The organism is Kitasatospora sp. NPDC057512, from assembly GCF_042802135.1.
GTDB lineage: Bacteria > Actinomycetota > Actinomycetes > Streptomycetales > Streptomycetaceae > Kitasatospora.
The window spans coordinates 1-1,822 of the sequence record NZ_JBHVET010001123.1; the positions used below are offsets into that span (position 1 = coordinate 1).

1 protein-coding gene is annotated in these 1,822 nt (G+C 77.4%); it reads right to left on the bottom strand.

What is annotated here, in order from left to right; genetic code table 11:
* The coding region (locus tag ACFU6K_RS38215; protein WP_380671154.1) for a DoxX family membrane protein at positions 1-1,606 on the bottom strand (1,606 nt) is incomplete at its 3' end.
* Positions 1,607-1,822 lie beyond the last annotated feature (216 nt).

Sequence of the window (1,822 nt, forward strand, 5' to 3'; positions counted from 1 at the left end):
TAAGAGACAGGCCCAGCACCCCGCCGAGCAGCCCGCCGGAGCTCGGGCTGGACTTGGCCGCCGGCCCCGGGCCGCCGGCGCCCGGGGTGCCGCGCGAGGCGGGGGCGGTGCTCCCCGAGCCGCCGGACGGGGGCGCGGCCGGGGAGGAGCCCGACCCGGCCTCCGGCTTGCCCGGGTGCGCCTTGCCGCTCGGCGTCGGGGTGGCCGGCTTGGTGGACGGCGTGGCGGCCGGGGTGGTCGCGCTCGGCGTCGGGGTGGCCGGATGCGGGGCGGCGGGTTGGGGCGTGGTGGACGTGCCCTTGCCGCCGGGGGGGCCGGACGGGCTGCCGGACGGCCAGACCGGGGTGCCGTAGTCGGTGGCCGGACGGTCCGGCGCCTGGTGCGCCCGGGCGCCGGTACGGACGGCGGCGCCGAGCATCGAGCCGAGCAGCAGGGTCAGGCCGACGACGACCGTGGTGACCACGGTGCCGCGGCGCAGCACCCGGCGGCGCAGCGCCCCGGGCGCGTCCGCGCCGTACCGGCGCCAGGCCTCCAGGCTGAGCCGCCCGTCCAGCGAGGCGAACGGCGCCCCGGCGATCAGCAGCGGGCTCCACGCCGCGAGGAAGATCAGGTCCGGGGTGTCGTAGACCGGGACGGCCCGCCAGCTGACGGTGAACAGCAGCGCGGCGGAGAGCGCCATCGCGGCGCCGGCGGCGAGCCGCTGCCAGAGGCCGAGGACGGTCAGCACGCCGACCACGATCTGGGTGAACGAGACCACCAGGCCGGCGCCCACCGGGTGCGCCATGGCGAAGGCCAGCAGCGGTTCGGCGACCTTCCAGGGGTGCAGCGAGGAGAGCCAGCGCATCATCGAGCCGCGCTCGCCGCCGTCGAAGTACACCGGGTCGCAGAGCTTGCTGAACCCGGCGTAGACGGAGAGCGAGCCGAGGACGGCGCGCAGCGGCAGCAGCACCAGGCCGAGGTCGACCCGGCGGCCCGGGTACCAGGGCTGCCTGCCCGCGGCGTCGACGGCGGAGACCTCGGGCAGTTCGCCGCTCGGGGTCCAGCCGTGCGGCTCGCCGACCGGGCCGACGCCCGCGTCGGTGGCGGTGCCGGCGCCCTCGCGGGGCTGGCGCGGGAGGGTGCGGACGCCCACGAGGGAGGGGAGCGTCTGGGTGTCCGCCTCGATCAGGCGGACGCCGCCGGCCGGGGTGCCGCCGGGGCGCACGGCCTCCAGCAGCCGGGTGGCCGCGAGGTCTCCGGGGGGCGCCTGGCCGGTCCAGGTGACGGCGGTGACCCGGCCCTTGCGGCGCGGTGCGCCGCCGGCCCCGGCCCCGGCCAGCGCCGGGACGGCGGAGGCGGGCACGACGACCTGCGGGGTGACCAGCGGACGGCGGATCAGGCCCTGGTTGGCGTACGGGTCGCCGAATGCGGCACCGGTGGACAGCAGTCCGGCCGGGGCCTCGATCAGCGGCGCCACCGGGCCGCCGAGCCGGAGCCGGAAGCTCGCCTGGGTGCTGCTGAGCCGCGAAGGGTCCGACTCCACCTTGACGGTGTTGAGGCCGGGGCCCGCGTCTATCCCGGTGCTGCCGTCGCCGAACAGGGGGCGCCGAGGTGTTCTGGTGTCCACGCCCGTCTAACCGGGTGACGCCCGCTTAGGACACTCTCCCGGGTGGATGTCCGGCGCACACTTGAAGTGCTCAGCCCGGTTTACCCCTGAGCCTGTCACCCACCGCTACCGCGCCTACTCCCCGTAGTCCTCGCCCAGCACGATCGTCACATCGGCGTTGGGCGCGCCGTCAGCAGTGGGGGAGAGGGCCGAGCCGCCCACCACCGCCACCCGGGC